This window comes from Actinobacillus succinogenes 130Z (assembly GCF_000017245.1).
In the GTDB taxonomy this organism is placed as follows: Bacteria; Pseudomonadota; Gammaproteobacteria; order Enterobacterales; family Pasteurellaceae; genus Exercitatus; species Exercitatus succinogenes.
In genome coordinates, this window is record NC_009655.1 from 1220437 (window position 1) to 1237744 (window position 17308).

At 46.8% G+C, this 17308-nt stretch carries 15 protein-coding genes; 14 read left to right on the top strand and 1 reads right to left on the bottom strand.

Annotation, left to right across the window (positions count from 1 at the left end):
* The 6 genes from ASUC_RS05785 (at nt 1) to ASUC_RS05810 (ending at nt 8600) form a co-directional block, all read left to right on the top strand.
* A complete protein-coding gene (locus ASUC_RS05785) occupies nt 1-2832 on the top strand; it encodes a DNA translocase FtsK (RefSeq protein ID WP_012072843.1) in 2832 nt (943 codons plus the stop codon).
* Between the two features lie 57 nt (nt 2833-2889).
* Nucleotides 2890-3516, top strand: a complete 627-nt coding sequence (lolA, locus tag ASUC_RS05790) for an outer membrane lipoprotein chaperone LolA (protein WP_012072844.1) — start codon at nt 2890-2892, stop codon at nt 3514-3516.
* Between the two features lie 66 nt (nt 3517-3582).
* On the top strand, nt 3583-4926 hold the full coding sequence (locus ASUC_RS05795) for a replication-associated recombination protein A (RefSeq protein ID WP_012072845.1): 1344 nt from the start codon (nt 3583-3585) through the stop codon (nt 4924-4926).
* Between the two features lie 25 nt (nt 4927-4951).
* A complete protein-coding gene (gene nagA, locus ASUC_RS05800) occupies nt 4952-6118 on the top strand; it encodes an N-acetylglucosamine-6-phosphate deacetylase (RefSeq protein WP_012072846.1) in 1167 nt (388 codons plus the stop codon).
* Between the two features lie 161 nt (nt 6119-6279).
* Nucleotides 6280-7569 (top strand): serine--tRNA ligase, encoded by a 1290-nt coding sequence (gene serS / locus ASUC_RS05805; RefSeq protein WP_012072847.1) that lies wholly within the window; start codon nt 6280-6282, stop codon nt 7567-7569.
* A gap of 74 nt (nt 7570-7643) precedes the next feature.
* The gene (locus ASUC_RS05810; RefSeq protein WP_041834759.1) at nt 7644-8600 is read left to right on the top strand and encodes an AEC family transporter; all 957 of its coding nucleotides are present in this window, start codon (nt 7644-7646) and stop codon (nt 8598-8600) included.
* A gap of 49 nt (nt 8601-8649) precedes the next feature.
* Here the strand turns inward: ASUC_RS05810 and ASUC_RS05815 are convergent, their stop codons facing one another.
* Nucleotides 8650-9456: a D-hexose-6-phosphate mutarotase gene (locus ASUC_RS05815; RefSeq protein ID WP_012072849.1), complete on the bottom strand. Its 807-nt coding sequence runs from the start codon at nt 9454-9456 to the stop codon at nt 8650-8652.
* A gap of 85 nt (nt 9457-9541) precedes the next feature.
* On the opposite strand from ASUC_RS05815, the gene ASUC_RS05820 reads away from it, so the two are divergent.
* From ASUC_RS05820 to ASUC_RS05855, 8 genes are all read left to right on the top strand, one after another.
* Nucleotides 9542-11467 (top strand): ATP-dependent DNA helicase, encoded by a 1926-nt coding sequence (locus tag ASUC_RS05820; RefSeq protein ID WP_012072850.1) that lies wholly within the window; start codon nt 9542-9544, stop codon nt 11465-11467.
* Between the two features lie 4 nt (nt 11468-11471).
* Nucleotides 11472-12188 (top strand): tRNA (adenosine(37)-N6)-threonylcarbamoyltransferase complex dimerization subunit type 1 TsaB, encoded by a 717-nt coding sequence (gene tsaB, locus ASUC_RS05825; protein ID WP_012072851.1) that lies wholly within the window; start codon nt 11472-11474, stop codon nt 12186-12188.
* 83 nt (nt 12189-12271) lie between these two features.
* Nucleotides 12272-12865: a Slp family lipoprotein gene (locus tag ASUC_RS05830; protein ID WP_143228906.1), complete on the top strand. Its 594-nt coding sequence runs from the start codon at nt 12272-12274 to the stop codon at nt 12863-12865.
* A gap of 34 nt (nt 12866-12899) precedes the next feature.
* Nucleotides 12900-14588, top strand: coding sequence for a long-chain-fatty-acid--CoA ligase FadD (fadD, locus tag ASUC_RS05835; RefSeq protein ID WP_012072853.1), 1689 nt, complete (start codon nt 12900-12902; stop codon nt 14586-14588).
* An 84-nt stretch (nt 14589-14672) separates the two neighbouring features.
* Nucleotides 14673-15824, top strand: a complete 1152-nt coding sequence (gene rnd, locus ASUC_RS05840; RefSeq protein WP_012072854.1) for a ribonuclease D — start codon at nt 14673-14675, stop codon at nt 15822-15824.
* Between the two features lie 4 nt (nt 15825-15828).
* The gene (locus tag ASUC_RS05845; protein WP_041834624.1) at nt 15829-16416 is read left to right on the top strand and encodes a VOC family protein; all 588 of its coding nucleotides are present in this window, start codon (nt 15829-15831) and stop codon (nt 16414-16416) included.
* Nucleotides 16413-16730, top strand: coding sequence for a hypothetical protein (locus ASUC_RS05850; RefSeq protein WP_012072856.1), 318 nt, complete (start codon nt 16413-16415; stop codon nt 16728-16730). Before ASUC_RS05845 ends, ASUC_RS05850 begins: the two co-directional genes overlap by 4 nt.
* Nucleotides 16731-16753: 23 nt before the next feature.
* Entirely contained in the window at nt 16754-17215 is a 462-nt protein-coding gene (locus ASUC_RS05855) for an outer membrane lipoprotein (protein WP_012072857.1), read from the top strand.
* Nucleotides 17216-17308 lie beyond the last annotated feature (93 nt).

Genomic DNA, 17308 nt, shown 5'->3' on the forward strand with positions numbered 1-17308 from the left:
ATGATTAGAAAAATAACGGAAGGCTTTTCGCCGAAACATTATCTGGTTGAATTTATCTTAGGATTGACCGCACTTTTCGGTTTTTATCTGATTATCGCTTGGTCGAGTTACAGTCCTTTTGACAGCACTTGGTCGGTATCCGCCTATCAAACGGAAATCATCAACAAAGCCGGAAAACTCGGAGCATGGGTGGTGGATCTGTTTTTCACTTTTTTTGGTGATGTCGGGCATATTTTGCCGTTTCTCGTCTGTATTACGCCGATTTATTTCATCCGTACCAAGCGGGCGGACAGCCTGACTTGGACACGCTTTTGTTTGCGAATGTTCGGTTTTGTCACCTTTATGCTGGGGGCTACCGCACTTTGTGCGTTATTGCTGAATAATACGCCGTATCATTTGGCGGGGGGCGTATTGGGCGGGAGCCTGGTGAAACATTTATTTCCGGTTATGGGCAAATTCGGCATTTTACTTTTTGGCGTGGCGTTGACCGTGCTCGGTTTTGTTTTTTGTTCCGGTGCATCGCTGATCCGTTTGCTAGTGGCGTTTTACAACTGGCTTACGATGAAAAATGAAGAGCCTGCTCAGCCCGAACAAGTACAGAAGAATGACGAAGAATATTCGGAAGCGGCAGCAACGGAAGGGGCGGATGCGGAAAGCGGCGAAATTGCAACGGCTGTGCCGGCAGATGATGCCTCGCCAATCCATATTTCCGGTTTGGATTCCTCACAGGCGGAGCAGGAAAATGCCGGTAATATGGATATGCTGGAAAAATTCGACGCTTACGATTTAAGCGCGGATCAGAATTTACCTCATGTGAGCATAGCTCATGATGATTATTGTTACGGCGATTATAGCCAAGAGGTACGAAAGGCGGACGAAGATATGCCGCTAAACGAACAGGAATTACAGCCCGAATTTATAAAAAACGGCGCGGCGAACACGGTGGGAGCCAGAGATATATTTATGCCGGGTTCTTCAGATTCCGTTCATATTCCGGCAGTAAAATTAGCGCCGTCAACCGATACGTCGCCCGTCGTTCATCCGCTTTCTTCAGCCGGTGTCTTAGAACCGGTTGAAGTAGCAGGAAAAATTGAGACGAAACCGACCGCGCTTTTTGAACAAATCGAAGATGAGTCGGATGATGACGCCGAATTAGCGGCACAGTTTGCCCGACAGGAAGCGGCGCGGGAACAGGCGCGTCAGGCTAAAGCGCAGGAAATGGGAATCAGTCTGACGGCACAGGAAACGGAAGAGGAATCATCGTCCGGTTTACGTACGATTTCCATCGATCAGGCGATAGTTTTATTCGGCGATCATAAATCGCCGGAAAAACCGACGACGGATATGCCGAGTCTGGATTTGTTGGATCGGCACTCCAGCCAGACCGTTAATGTAACGGAAACCGAATTGCGGGCTACATCGCAACGTATCGAACAACGTCTGCGCGATTTTAATGTCAAAGCTACGGTGAAAGACGTATTGGTCGGGCCGGTGGTCACCCGCTACGAGCTGGAATTACAGCCGGGCGTGAAAGCGTCGAAAGTGACCAGTATCGACACGGATTTGGCTCGAGCGTTGACATTTAAAGCCGTTCGGGTGGCGGAAACCATCCCGGGCAAGCCTTATATCGGTATCGAAACACCGAATGCGAAACGCCAGAACGTTTATTTGCGCGATGTGCTGGAGAGTGAAACGTTCCGAAATTCCACCGCACTTTTACCGATGGCGTTAGGTAAAGATATCAGCGGTAAACCGGTGGTCATCGATTTGGCGAAAACCCCGCACCTGTTGGTGGCGGGTTCCACCGGTTCGGGTAAATCCGTCGGCATCAATACTATGATTCTGAGCTTGCTTTACCGTGTGAAACCGGAAGAAGTGAAGTTCATCATGATTGACCCGAAAGTGGTGGAATTGTCCGTGTATAACGGCATTCCGCATTTGCTGACGGAAGTGGTGACGGACATGAAAAAAGCGGCGAACGCTCTGCGCTGGTGCGTGGATGAAATGGATCGCCGTTATCAGTTGCTGGCGAAATTACGGGTGCGCAGCCTTGAAGGTTTCAATGAACGAATCGACGCTTATCGCGCAGAAGGCGTAGTGATTCCGGATCCGTTATGGACACCGTCGGACAGCATGGATACTACGCCGCCGATTCTGGAACGCTTGAATTATATCGTTTTAATCGTCGATGAGTTTGCCGATTTAATGATGGTGGCGGGTAAGCAAATTGAAGAATTGATTGCCCGATTAACCCAAAAAGCGCGGGCGGTGGGCATTCATGTGATTTTGGCGACTCAGCGGCCGTCCGTTGATGTAATTACCGGCTTGATTAAATCCAATATCCCGAGCCGTATCGCCTTTACTGTGGTGCAACGTAACGATTCACGGACGATTCTGGATCAAAACGGAGCGGAAGCCTTGCTGGGGCGCGGCGATATGCTGTATCTGGCGAACGGCACGACGGAATTAATGCGGGTTCACGGCGCATTTATGACCGATGATGAAGTGAACCGGGTGGCGGATGACTGGCGCGCGCGCGGTAAACCGGATTATATTGCGTCCATTCTGGAAAATTCGGGCGATGAGGATTCGGATAACGAAGGCGGTTATGCGTCGTCGGAGAGCGACGATCTTGATCCGCTGTTCGATAAAGCGGTAGAAATCGTCAGCAGCACGGGCATGACTTCGACTTCGTTTATTCAACGTCGCTTGAAAGTGGGGTTTAACCGCGCGGCAAATATTATGGAACAGATGGAAGAACAAGGCATTGTGTCCGAAATGCGTAACGGTAAGCGGGAATTGCTGGTGCGCAATACGTCTTCGGATTATTAAATGTTTAACCAAAACACGCATTTGAGTGGAAGCCGAATTTAAAATAAGGAAAGCAATATGAAAAAAACAGTGAAAAATCTGACCGCACTTTTAACCCTGGCATTGGCTGCACCTTGGGCTTTGGCCGATGCGGCGAGCGAGTTACAAACCCGTTTGCGGAAAGTGAGCGTATTCAGTGCGGATTTCACCCAAAATGTAAGTTCGGCGAACGGTAAACAGGTACAACAGGGCAGCGGTAAAATCCAAATCAAGCGTCCTAATCTGTTCCGTATGGATAATAAAAAGCCGCAGGAAAGCCAAATTATAGCGGACGGCAAAACCCTTTGGTTTTATGATCCTTTCGTCGAACAGGTGACGGCCAACTGGGTGAGCGATGCGGTGAACAATACGCCTTTCGTATTGCTGACCAGTAACGAACAAAGTCACTGGAATCAATATAACGTGCAGCAAAATGCCGATACTTTTGTGTTAAAACCGAAAGCGAAGAACAGCAATATCAAGCAGTTTGATATTCGTATCGACGGTAACGGCGTACTTAAAGGATTTAGTACCATCGAGAAAGACGGCCAGTCCAATCTGTATATGCTGCGCAATATTAACAATAACGATATTGCGGACAACCTGTTTCGTTTCAGTGTGCCGAAAGGCGCGGAATTCGACGATCAGCGCAAAAAGAAAAAATAGCGGCATTTAAGGTGGGCAAGGCGCCCACCTTTTTAACTTTTTTATAACCCCATAAAGGATTTCGTAATGGCTAACCTGAATTTTGATTTTGCCGAAAATGATTTTCGCCCTCTTGCCGCCCGTATGCGTCCGCGTACGTTGGATGAATATTGCGGACAGCAGCATTTGATCGGTCAAGGCAAGCCGTTGCGTCGGGCGATTGAGTCCGGGCACGCCCATTCCATGATTTTATGGGGGCCGCCGGGCACAGGTAAAACCACGCTGGCGGAAATTATCGCTTATCGTATTAACGCCGAGGTAGAGCGTCTTTCCGCCGTAACTTCCGGCGTAAAAGACATTCGTGAAGCCATTGAACGGGCGAAACGGAATCGCTTGGCGGATCGCCAAACCATTTTATTCGTGGACGAAGTTCACCGCTTCAATAAAAGCCAGCAGGACGCATTTTTGCCGCACATTGAAGACGGCACCATTATTTTTATCGGCGCAACCACGGAAAATCCCTCTTTTGAATTAAATAACGCGTTGCTGTCGCGGACCCGGGTGTATATTTTGAAATCTCTGACCACAGCAGATGTGCAAAGGGTTCTGCAGCAAGCAGTGGCGGATGAAGAACGGGGATTAGGCAAAGCGCGGTTAAATTTGCAAGCGAATTTGCTGCATTTGTTAGCGGAATATGTCAACGGAGACGCCCGTCTGGCGTTGAATTGTCTGGAATTAATGGCTGATATGGCGGAAGAGGACGAAAACGGTAAAAAAATCGACCGCACTTTATTGACGGAAGTGTTGGGCGAACGACAAGCCAGATTTGATAAAGGCGGTGATCGTTTTTATGATCTGATTTCCGCCGTGCACAAATCCATTCGCGGTTCTGCGCCCGATGCGGCGTTGTATTGGTACGCCCGTATTATTACCGCCGGCGGCGATCCGTTGTACGTAGCGCGTCGTTTATTGGCGATTGCGTCCGAAGATATCGGTAATGCGGATCCGCGCGCCATGCAGGTGGCGTTAAGCGCTTGGGACTGTTTTACCCGTGTCGGCGCGGCGGAAGGCGAGCGTGCTATTGCCCAAGCTATTGTGTATCTTGCGGTAGCGCCGAAAAGCAATGCGGTTTATCAGGCGTTCAACGCCGCAAAAGCCCTGGCGAAACAGGCGCCGGATTACGATGTCCCGCGCCATTTAACCAACGCGCCGACCCAGTTGTTGAAAGAATTGGGTAATCATGCGGAATATCGTTATGCCCATGACGAACCGAACGCTTATGCGGCAGGGGAAAATTATTTCCCCGAACCGCTGAAAGACACCCGATTTTATTTTCCGGGTGCGCGCGGTATGGAAATCAAAATTAAAGAAAAATTGGATTGGTTACGGAATTTAGATCAACAGAGCGAAAATATTCGCTGGAAAAAATAAGCATTATTCGGTTTGGGAGAGAAAAATGAAATATGCGTTAACTAACGGCGTAATTTATACCGGCAAAGCGGTGCTTTACGGTTATGCGGCGATAGTGGAAAACGATTGTATTTCCGCCGTCGTACGTGAAGAAAATGTGCCTGCCGATCTGCCGTCGGTAGATTTGCAGGGACATAATCTGACCGCCGGCTTTATCGATTTACAGCTTAATGGCTGCGGAGGCGTGATGTTTAACGGCAAGATTTCGGTGGAAACGCTGGAAATCATGCAACGAACCAATTTGCGTTCGGGGACTACCAGTTATTTACCGACTTTTATTACCGCTTCCGACGAAGGCATGAAAAGTGCGGTCGGAATTATGCGGAAGTATTTGACGCAATACCGCAATCAGGCATTGGGGCTGCATTTGGAAGGACCTTACATCAGTTTAGCTAAAAAAGGTGTCCATCAAGCGGAATTCGTACGGGAAATTTCTTCGGATATGTATGATTTTTTAAGCGAGAATGCCGATGTTATCCGTATCATGACCATTGCGCCGGAAAATGCGAGCGCGCGTTTTATTGCCGATTTTGTGAAGAAAGGTATTCGCGTGGCGGTAGGGCATTCCGACGCATCTTGCCGACAAACCCGGCAGGCATTCGTCCAAGGCGCTACGTTGGCGACCCATTTGTATAACGCCATGTCGCCGGTGAAATCCGGCCGGGAAATGGGGGTGGTCGGTGCGGTGCTGGAGGCGGATGACGTGTATGCCGGTATTATTGCGGACGGTTTACATGTGGAATTCGGCAACATTAAACTCGCCAAGCGCTGCAAGGGAAAAAAACTGTATCTGGTTACCGACGCCACCGCAGCGGCAGGTTCGGATATAGCCCGATTTGATTTTGTCGGCACCACGGTTTATGTTCGCGACGGCAAATGTTTAGACGGCAACGGCACTTTAGGCGGTTCGGCGATAACAATGATCGAAAGTGTCGCTAATCTTGTAAAAGAAGCGGATATTCCTTTAGACGAAGCCTTACGCATGGCGAATCTGTATCCGGCAGAGGCTATTGGTGTCGCGGATACCTTAGGTTCTGTCGAGTCGGGCAAGATTGCTAATTTAACGGTATTCAGTCACGATTTCCGCGTTTTAGGCAGTGCGGTCAACGGAAAATGGACGGGATTCGAGCCGGAATTGAAGTTTAATTTTTAAACAATTCGTAGATTTACTGCGGACGGGCATAAAGTGCGGTAAAAATATGCTGTTTTTAACCGCACTTTATTCCCGTTTATTTATGAAAGAACCCTGTATTTTTCGCCCGAATGCCGTTACAATAAAAATCGTTTTAATGTCAATAATGAACTGAGGTAGCCATGATCGATCCGAATTTACTGCGTAATAATCTGGAAGAAACCGCACAAAAATTAAAAGAGAAGCGTAATTTTATTCTGGATGTGAAGCAATTAAGAAAATTAGAAGAACAACGCAAAGCGCTGCAGGTTAAAACCGAAACGTTGCAGGCGGAGCGTAATTTGCGTTCCAAAGCTATCGGCGCTGCGAAAGCGCGCGGTGAAAATATCGAAAGTTTATTAAATGAAGTGGATCATTTAGGCATTGAATTGGCGCAGGCGAAAGCGTTGTTTGACGACGTATCTGCGGAACTGAATACAATTTTATTGACGATTCCGAATATTCCGGCGGATGAAGTACCGCAAGGCAAAGACGATACGGAAAATCAGGAAGTCGCCCGTTGGGGAACACCGAGAACTTTCGATTTTGAAGTCAAAGATCATGTTACGTTAGGCGAAAATATCGACGGGCTGGATTTCTCCGCCGGGGTGAAATTAAGCGGTGCGCGTTTTGCCGTGATGAAAGGTCGGATCGCCAAATTACATCGCGCTTTAGCGCAGTTCATGCTGGATCTGCATACGGAAAAACACGGTTATTTGGAAACGTATGTACCTTATTTGGTAAATCACACTACGCTATACGGAACCGGACAATTGCCGAAATTCGGTGAAGATTTGTTTCATACCAAAGCTTTGGAAGGCGAACAGCCTTACGCATTAATCCCGACGGCCGAGGTGCCGGTCACCAATTTAGTACGCGATGAAATTCTGAGTGTGGAAAATTTACCGTTAAAAATGACCGCACATACGCCTTGTTTCCGTTCCGAAGCCGGGTCATACGGTCGCGATACCCGCGGTTTAATCCGCATGCACCAGTTTGATAAAGTGGAAATGGTGCAAATTGTGGAACCGGAAAAATCGATGGAAGCTCTGGAAGAACTGACCGGGCATGCGGAAGAAGTGTTGCGGTTGTTAAATTTGCCGTATCGTAAAGTGTTGCTTTGTAGCGGCGATATGGGATTCGGAGCCTGTAAAACCTATGACCTGGAAGTATGGCTGCCGGCACAAAATACTTACCGTGAAATTTCTTCCTGTTCCAATATGTGGGATTTCCAGGCCCGCCGCATGCAGGCCCGTTGTCGAGCCAAAGGCGACAAAAAAACGCGCCTGGTGCATACGTTGAACGGTTCCGGTTTAGCTGTGGGTCGGACTTTGGTCGCGGTATTGGAGAATTATCAAAATGCCGACGGTTCGATTACCGTACCGGAAGTTTTACGTCCGTATATGGACAATGTTGATACGATCGGTCGCTAATTTTACCGTAGAAAATGCCCTGGCTGAAAAGCCGGGGTTTTGTTTTTTATTTGTTCCGCCGAACGGCAATGCTTATGAATGGTAATTTCCTTTCTTCTCTGGTATTTTCCGTAAATGTTACGCTGCCGACCCTGCTTTTATTGCTGATCGGTATGGTGTTACGGCGATATCAATTCTTAGATGACGCTTTTTGTGAAAAAGCGACCCGATTGATTTTTAATCTCACTCTGCCGTTATTGCTTTTCTTCAATGTATACGGTTCGAATATTGATTATGCCGGCCAGCTGCCGCTGATTATTGTGGCGTTTCTCGGTACGACATTTTTGTTTGTTGCGGCAGAAATATTTGCCGCCCGTTTTATTGCGGAAAAACGCGAACGTTGCACCTTTGTACAAGCCGTTTTCCGCGGCAATAACGGTATTTTAGGTCTGGCATTCTGTATTAATGCTTACGGCAATGCTGCTTTCGCACCGGCGTCTATTTATTCCGCCGTTTTGATTTTTCTGTATAATATTTACGGGGTAATTACTATCACCCGTTCGCTTTCTACTACTAAAGTCCGCTTTTCCGCCGTGTTTTTCAATATTCTGAAAAACCCGCTGATTATTGGCATTGTTTCCGGCGTAGTGATGAATGTTTTTACCGTTCCGTTACCGGAGGCCGTGATTTCTACGGGGCATCACTTAGCCAATATTACCTTGCCGTTAGCGTTAATCTGCACCGGCGCGACCATTAATTTTAAAACCATGGGATGGGGATCACGCGTCGTATCCTGGGGTGTGATGGGGCGTTTGCTTGTCGCACCGGCAGTTATGATTGCTATTTCCCGTTTATGCGGGATATCCGGGATGGAATTGGGTATCGTATTGTTGATGACTACCACACCGTTGGCGGCGGCAGCCTATGCAATGGTGCGGGGTATGGGCGGAAACGCCGTTACGGTAGCCAATATTATCGGTATTACCACTATCGGTTCGGCATTTGCCTCTTCATTAGGGTTGATCATTCTTTCTCAGTTGGGCTGGATTTAAGGAACGACCGCACTTAAACCGGAAAGTGCGGTCAAAAAAACAACATTTTTTATTTAACGCGAATAATGACGCCCACGGATTCTCGGTTAATTCGTCGGCGGATTCTTGCGGTTTCCACGCAAACCATGGTTTGATAACCGGTTTCGCTCATATTGCCGGTAGCTTTATGCCACGGATTCCACAGGACAATATCGCCGGCATTTTGATGTTCTACTTCAATTTGACGCTGATATATCGGATCGTCAATGACAGTTGCGCCTGATTCGGCGCGATAAATGCAGTCCACGTTTTCACCGACGGTTCTTGGCGTCGGTACATTTTCCTGTTGTTGCGTGAGGGAATTATAGGCGGAATCCGGCAGATTCAGTAATACGATCCGCCGAATATCGCTCACATTGAAATAACTGTGCAGGGCGATTTGCGCATTTTTTTCTCCCGTATTGGTAAACGTCAGACGGCAATCCGCGGCAAAAGTCATGTCAAGTGTGGCAACGGGGAGGTTTTTTTCGTTATTTAGTGTGAAAATAAGTTGAACGGAGTCCGGCATTATTTGATGCGATCTCAGCTGCCATAACCGAATGCGGGCGTAACCGTGCGCCGGTGTTCCAGCATTGTTGAACCAGGGAAAGCAAACGGGTATGCCGCCGCGAATGGCATTGCCCGCTTTGAACGGTTCGATTTCACTCAACCAGAGTACGTCGTGTTGTGCGCCGTTCGGTTTCCAGCTTAATAAATGGGCGCCTTGCAGCGCAATTTTTGCCGAGCCCACCGCATGTTCCACTTCAATAACGGGAATTTCGTTGTACTGATAAAGCGTAATGCCTGTGTCAATATTTTGAATAAATTTACGTTTCATAACCGGACCTTCTATTTTCTGCAGTAAAATCTGATACAATCACGCCTTAATACTACGCTCAATATTATGCCGAAAACAGAACAGAATGGTAGATCAGCAGCAAATAATTCAGGTTTTTTCCGCTAACGGTGCATTAAGCCGTCATATCAAAGGATTTCGTCCCCGTCAGGAACAGTTGGAAATGGCAAGTGCGGTGGGAAATGCGATTAAATCTAAAAGCGCTTTAGTAGTGGAAGCAGGAACGGGAACGGGTAAGACATTTGCTTATTTGGCGCCTGTGTTACTGGCTAAAAAGAAAACGATTATTTCTACCGGTTCTAAAAACTTGCAGGACCAACTATTCAATCGCGATCTTCCTGCGATTAAGACGGTATTAGGTTATTCCGGCAAAATCGCTTTATTGAAAGGGCGGGCGAATTATCTGTGCCTGGAACGATTGGAACAGGTGATTGCTCAAGGTGTATTGGGGGATAAATCGGTGCTGGCGGATTTATCGAAGGTGAGGGCATGGAATAATGTCACTAAAAGCGGCGATTTAAGCGAATGTACCGCCTTACCTGAAGACAGTCCGATTTTTCCGCAATTAACCAGCACGACGGAAAGTTGTCTCGGTACGGAATGTCCGAATTATAACGATTGTTATGTGGCACTGGCGCGAAAACGGGCGTTGGCGGCGGATTTGGTCGTGGTTAACCACCATTTGTTTTGTGCCGATATGGCGGTGAAGGAAAGCGGTTTCGGCGAATTGATTCCCAATGCGGAAGTGATTATTTTTGATGAAGCCCACCAGCTGCCTGACATCGCCAGTCAATATTTCGGACAATCGATGACTTCGCGTCAACTGTTTGATATTTGTAAAGACATTCAAATTGTCTACCGTACCGAAGTGAAAGATATGCGGCAATTGGGCGTCGCGGCGGAACATTTAATGAAAATCGTACAGGATTTTCGCCTATTGTTAGGTGAGGGTAATCAACGCGGCAATTTACGAGAATTATTTGCGCAAAGTGCGGTTAAAAGAGGCTTCGAAACTTTAAAAGAAAAATTGGATTTCACTGCGGAAGTCATCAAACTGGCGTTAGGTCGTTCGCAAACTTTGGATAGTATTTATGAACGCATTGCCGCCGTGAAACTGCAGCTTCATCGGTTATCGGATATTTCCGTCACGGGGTATTGTTATTGGTATGAAACCTTTAACCGCCAATTCGGGTTACATATTACGCCGCTGACGGTTTCGGATAAATTCGGCGAACGGATTCAGGAACAGGACCGTACCTGGATTTTTACTTCCGCGACTTTGGAAGTGGGCGGTAATTTTGATCATTTTTGTCATCGGTTAGGCATTCGGCAAGCGGAACGGAAAGTATTACAGAGTCCGTTCAATTATGCCGAACAGGCGTTATTATGTGTGCCGCGTTATCTGCCGGGCAGCAATCAAAATCACACTCTTACGCAGTTGGGCGGAATGCTGCTACCGGTGATTGAAGCCAATAAAGGGCGTTGTTTTGTACTTTGTACTTCGTATTTTATGATGCGCGGGCTGGCGGAATATTTCCGTGCACACAGCGGGCTTTCTATTTTGTTGCAGGGCGAAACTACGAAAGGAAAATTACTGGAACAGTTCATACAGGAAGAACACAGCGTACTGGTGGCGACTTCCAGTTTTTGGGAGGGTGTGGATGTGCGCGGCGATGCGCTGTCGCTGGTGATTATCGATAAACTGCCGTTTACTTCGCCGGATGAACCGTTATTGAAAGCGCGCATTGAAGACTGTAAGTTACAGGGCGGCGAACCCTTTAACGATATTCAGATCCCCGACGCGGTGATTGCGCTGAAACAGGGCGTCGGACGTCTTATTCGGGATGTGACGGACAAGGGTGCGGTGATTATTTGTGACAGCCGTTTGGTGAACCGGGCTTACGGTAAAACTTTTTTAAAGAGTTTGCCGAATGCGGGACGTACCCGCGATTTAAAGAAAGTGATAGAATTCTTACAACAATTACAAAAATAGCGATATGAAGAAAAATTTGACCTTGTTGGCGTTGGATACGTCGACGGAAGCCTGTTCGGTGGCATTATTGCACCAAGGCGAAAAAACGCATTTGGACGAAACGGCGCAACGCGCTCACACCAAGCGTATTTTACCGATGGTGGATGAGATTTTATCGGCGTCCGGCATCGGATTAAACCAAGTGGATGCTTTGGTTTTCGGACGAGGACCGGGCAGCTTTACCGGTGTTCGCGTCGGCACGGGGATTACGCAAGGATTGGCATTGGGTGCGGATTTACCGGTGATTGCGGTGTCGAATTTAACCGCTATGGCGCAAGCGGCTTATGAACAATTACGAAGTACGCAGGTGCTTGCCGCCATTGATGCGCGTATGAACGAAGTATATTTTTCCCGCTTAGAGGCGAAAAAAGTGCGGTCGGAATTCGGTGAGTTTTTACAATGGCAAGAAATTGTTGCGGAACAGGTTTGCCCGCCGGAAAGCGTGTTGCAATATGCGCAGGATCTTGATACGCATTGGCAAACGGTCGGCACGGGGTGGACGGCATATCCGCAGTTGGCCGAATTAAACCGCCAATCCGGCATTGATTTGCCTTCCGCGCAATATATGCTGAGTCTGGCTGTTCCCATGTGGTTCCAAAAACGACTGCTGAGTGCAACGGAGATTGAGCCGATTTATTTGCGCAACGAAGTAACATGGAAAAAACTACCGGGGCGGCGTTGACGGGAGCATAATGTACTGATTTTTCGTTATCGGCGAGATAAGGAGAAAGTATGGAAAAAACTCCGAGTATTTTATTGACAATGATGAGTGAAAAGACTCGATTTTTAACCTGTGTGACAAAGCCGAAAAAAACATGGCTTTTTTTGACCGCACTTTGCCTGACGGCTTGTATTTCACCGCCGCAAGGACTGGAAAAAGACGCATTTACCATTCAGCAGTTAAGCAAAATCGACGCGGACGACTATGCTTGTCGCTGCCGAATTGTGCGTTTAGGCGGTAAAATTTTGTCGGTACGGGCTTTAAAAGATCAAACTAGAGTAGAAATTATGAGTTTGCCCGTGAGTAGTTTTTCGGCTAAACCGGTATGGGACGGCGCAACGGACGGACGGTTTATCGCTTACCTTCCCGGTTTTGTGGATCCGGAAAGCCTGAAAAGTCAGTATATTACGGTGAAAGGTACATTAACGGGTAAAGAACAGGGGAAAATCGATCAGGCGGATTATCATTTTCCTGTGGTAAAAGCCACTGCGTTTAAGCATTGGCAGTTGGTGCGGGAATACTATTATGCGCCTTATTGGGACGACGATTTTTATTACGGATACGGATTCGGCCCGAGATGGGGATATTACGGCGGTTTCTGGCATCGGGAACCGAGAGTACGCACCATATTGCGATAAATAAAATTAAGAGTAAAAGGACGTCAAGTTATCTATGGAAAAGCTGTGGTATCAGAATTATCCGGAAGGTTCGGATACGAAAATTGATACAAAGAAATATCGTAATCTTTTAGATATGTTTGATAAAGCGGTGCGGGAACATCCGGATCGCCCCGCTTATATTAATATGGGGCAGATTTTAACTTTCCGCAAACTGGAGGAACGCAGTCGCGCTTTTGCCGCTTATCTGCAAAACGAATTAAAACTGAAACGCGGTGATCGCATGGCGTTAATGATGCCGAATTTACTGCAATATCCGATTGCTTTATTCGGTATATTGCGTGCTGGGCTGATAGCGGTGAACGTGAATCCGCTTTATACTCCGCGCGAACTGGAACATCAGTTGCAGGACAGCGGGGCGAAAGCTATTGTGGTAGTTTCTAATTTCGCTTCGACATTAGAAAAAATCGTATTTAATACGGAAATTAAGCACGTTATTTTAACCCGAATGGGCGATCAGCTTTCTTTCGGTAAACGCACATTGGTGAATTTCGTGGTGAAATACGTGAAAAAGCTGGTGCCGAAATATAAATTACCCCATGCGGTAACATTCCGTGAAGTATTGAGTATCGGTAAACAACGGCAGTATGTTCGTCCCGATTTGGAACGTGACGATTTAGCCATGCTTCAGTATACGGGCGGAACCACCGGTGTGGCAAAAGGCGCCATGCTGTCGCACGGTAATCTGATTACCAGTGTGATGCAGTGCGCATGGATTGCCATTCCTTTTATCGGCAATCATTCGCGTCAGCGTAAAGCGATTTTGCCGCTGCCGTTGTACCATATTTTTGCCGTCAGCGTGAATTGTCTGTTGTTTATCGAATTGGGCGTGACGGCGGTGTTAATTACTAATCCGCGGGATATTGACGGATTGGTAAAAGAAATGAAGAAACATCGTTTTGTAGCGTTTACCGGTGTAAATACTTTGTTTAATGCTTTGTTAAACAACAAAAATTTTAAAGAAGTGGATTTTTCCTCGCTGAAATTAAGTGTAGGCGGCGGAATGGCGGTGCAACAGGCGATTGCGACCCGTTGGCATGAATTGACCGGCAGCAATATTATCGAAGGTTACGGATTAACCGAATGTTCTCCGCTGGTGGCGGCATCTAATGTAAACTGTCTGATTCATGACGGCAGTATCGGTTCGCCGGTGCCGAATACGGATATACGTATCGTGACGGATTCCGGTGAAAATGCGCCGTTGGGCGAATCGGGCGAACTCTGGGTGAAAGGCGATCAGGTAATGAAAGGTTACTGGCAATGTCCTGAAGCGACGGCCGAAGTGCTGAAAGACGGCTGGCTGGCGACCGGTGATATTGTAACCATGAATGAAAAAGGCATTATACGTATTGTAGATCGTAAAAAAGACATGATTTTAGTTTCCGGTTTTAATGTATATCCGAATGAAATTGAAGATGCGGTCATGCTGAATTACAAAGTGGCGGAAGTGGTGGCCGTAGGTATTCCTCATTCCGTTTCAGGTGAAACCATCAAGATATTCGTGGTGAAAAAAGATCCGGGCTTAACCAAAGAAGAATTGAAGACTCATTGTCGTCAGTATCTAACCGGTTATAAAGTGCCGAGAGAAATAGAATTCCGTGATGAACTGCCGAAATCCAATGTAGGTAAAATATTGCGCCGCGTATTGCGCGATGAAGAAATCAATAAACGCAAGAATAATTAGCAACCGATCCTAACCAAACATGCACGTTTCAGAACGTGCATTGTTATTTAAGCGATTATAAAAAGATAAGCATTGAGAGGATTAATGATCAAAGAAATACAGAATTTACCGCAATTTAATCTCATTACTACGAATTCCGGGCTGAAAACCGTGTGTGAGCAGGCGCAACAGAAAAGTGCGGTCGCCTTGGACACCGAATTTATCCGTATAAGAAGTTATTATCCCAAATTAGGTCTGATCCAGTTATATGACGGTGAGCGGGTGAGTTTGATTGATCCGACGACCATTACTGATTTTTCGCCTTTTACTGCGTTACTGGCGGATATTAATGTTATCAAAGTGCTGCACGCCTGTTATGAAGATCTGGAAGTGTTTTCTCACTATTTTCAGCAATTGCCCGAACCGATTATGGATACGCAAGTTATGGCGGGATTTTTAGCGTTTCCGCATTCCACCGGATTAGCGAGTTTGATCCGGCATTATCTGGCGCTGGAAATTGACAAAGGGGCCTCGCGTACCGACTGGCTTGCCCGCCCGTTATCGGAGAAACAGCTACAATACGCGGCGGCGGACGTGTGGTATTTATTGCCTTTGTACGAAAAAATGGCGGTGGAATTGGCGAAAACCCGTTGGCAAAGTGCGGTGGAATTTGATTGCGGTTTGTTGCTGGAAAAACAGCGGTGCGTGAAAGAAGCGGAATCGGCTTATTTGAATGTACCCAATGCATGGCGGTTATCACCGGTCGAATTGATGAGATTGAAATTATTAGCGAAATGGCGGCAGGAAGAAGCGGTGAAACGCGATCTGGCCCTTAATTTTGTGGTGCATAACGAAAGTTTATGGACAGTGGCGAAACATGCACCGAAAAATACGTCGGAATTGGCGGATTTGGGACTTCATCCTCATGAAATCCGTATCCATGGAAAAACAATGCTGAAGTTAGTGGCCCAAGCGACGCGTGAACCGGAACAGACTTATCCCGCCGTTATTCGACGGTTGTCCGAAGATCCGCGCTACAAATCAACATTAAAGACATTACGGCAAAAATTAAAAGCTATTTCACCGCCGGATTTGGCACCGGAAATCATTGCCGGTAAACGCGATTTGGAAAAACTTATGAAATGGGTTTGGCTGCAAGATAACAATCCGAATAAACTGCCGGATTTATTACGTAATTGGCGGGCGGAATTCGGGACTGAACTGGTTAAAGTATTAGATCAACAACAGAATGAGTAAACCAATGAATGTATCAAGTCACAAAATCTTTCAAAATTCAACCGCACTTTACCGGGAATATGTGGATTTTGAACGGAAAATCCGGGCGTTGGCGGCTGAAATGCGAATTAATTTAGCGGACTACGTTATCGATCATCTCGCATTAAGGGTCAACTCGCTCGAGGCGGGTAAAAATTGGTTGGAGCGGTTGTTAAAGTGCGGTACAATTTTATCCGATAATTTGGTTAACGGACGTATAATTTATCTGATTCGATTGGAGGAGCCGCTACCGTTTTTAAACCAATTTATCGACGTTATTGAATTGCCATTCCCTAAGGACAAAATTTATCGGTATGAAACTTGGGAACACATTGAGTTTGTGATACCGCTTTTGGCGAAAGAATCGACAAATGAGTGGATAAACCGGATTCAGTCGGTATTTTTATGGAACCAATTCGACCGTTTAACTATCAAAGTGAGTGAACCTAAGGCAGAAGGCGAGCTGTTACCGAATCCCTCTATTGCCGTGAGTTTAAAAGACAACAGCCGAAACCATGTGTCAATTAAAGTTCACCCGTATTCTATTAAAAAAATCGTCGAGGTTTTTGAATGAAAAAAATGACTTTAGTATTTGCTGTTTTAGCGACATTAGGTTTAACGGCCTGTTCCAGTCAACAAGATAACAGTTATAAAGGCACGGTACTTTTCTCTAGCTATGAAGGCAACGACCTGAAATTAACGGTGAGAAAAGATAATTGTGAGGCGGAGCAACGTGCAACGGCTGCGGAAGACGTCGTGATTACGCATAAATATGATTCCGATTTGGTTGTGGGTTCCTGTGTGCGTGTTGATGATGACAATACGGTACGTAATGTTTCCCGTTCAAGATCTCATTCTACCTTGTCAAGAGCAGGTATCGTATATTAATTAACTTATTAAGGTTGGCAAAAATGAAAAAAATCACATTAGCGTTAGCGGTTTTGATGGGTTTAAGTGTAACGGGTTGCGCCAATACCGATATCTTCAGCGGTGACGTTTATACCGGTGATCAAGCTAAAGAAGCGCGTTCAATCAGTTATGGTACGATTGTGTCTTCCCGACCGGTAAAAGTACAGGCGGATAATCAGGGTGTGATTGGCACATTGGGCGGCGGCGCATTAGGCGGTTTCGCCGGATCCACTATCGGCGGCGGCTCGGGCCGTGCGGTGGCCAGTGCCGTGGGCGCCGTTGCCGGTGCGGTTATCGGAAGTAAAGTCGAAGAAAAAGCAAGCCAAGTGGACGCTTTGGAATTAGTGATTAAAAAAGATGACGGCAATGAAATCGTAGTAGTACAAAAAGCGGACGCTAGTTTGAAACCGGGTGCCCGCGTTCGTATTGTCGGCGGTTCTAAACTTAATGTTTCGGCACTTTAATTGCTGACGTGACAATTCGAAAGGCTTCTGATACGCTATCGGAAGCCTTTTCTTTTGATGCATTTCTTATAGGGAGATTGTCCGTTTGCCTCG